This window comes from Klebsiella sp. 141251 (assembly GCF_050600725.1).
In the GTDB taxonomy this organism is placed as follows: Bacteria; Pseudomonadota; Gammaproteobacteria; order Enterobacterales; family Enterobacteriaceae; genus Klebsiella; species Klebsiella aerogenes.
Window position 1 is genome coordinate 1 of sequence record NZ_JAQIRG010000047.1, and the last position, 237, is coordinate 237.

A 237-nucleotide genomic window follows, 5' to 3' on the forward strand; every position below is an offset into this window, starting at 1 on the left:
GGGTGAAGTCGTAACAAGGTAACCGTAGGGGAACCTGCGGTTGGATCACCTCCTTACCTTAAAGAACCTGCCTTTGTAGTGTCCACACAGATTGTTTGATAAATGATAAATTTCAAAATGTACTGTTAAGTGCATTGTGAAATTTTGCTCTTTAAAAATCTGGATCAAGCTGAAAATTGAAACGACACACAGTTAATGTGTGTTCGAGTCTCTCAAATTTTCGCGACACGAAAATGT

1 rRNA gene is annotated in these 237 nt (G+C 38.8%); it reads left to right on the top strand.

Annotation, left to right across the window (positions count from 1 at the left end):
* Positions 1–56, top strand: a 16S ribosomal RNA gene (locus PGR09_RS24595); the annotation flags it as partial.
* Between the last annotated feature and the right edge of the window lie 181 nt (positions 57–237).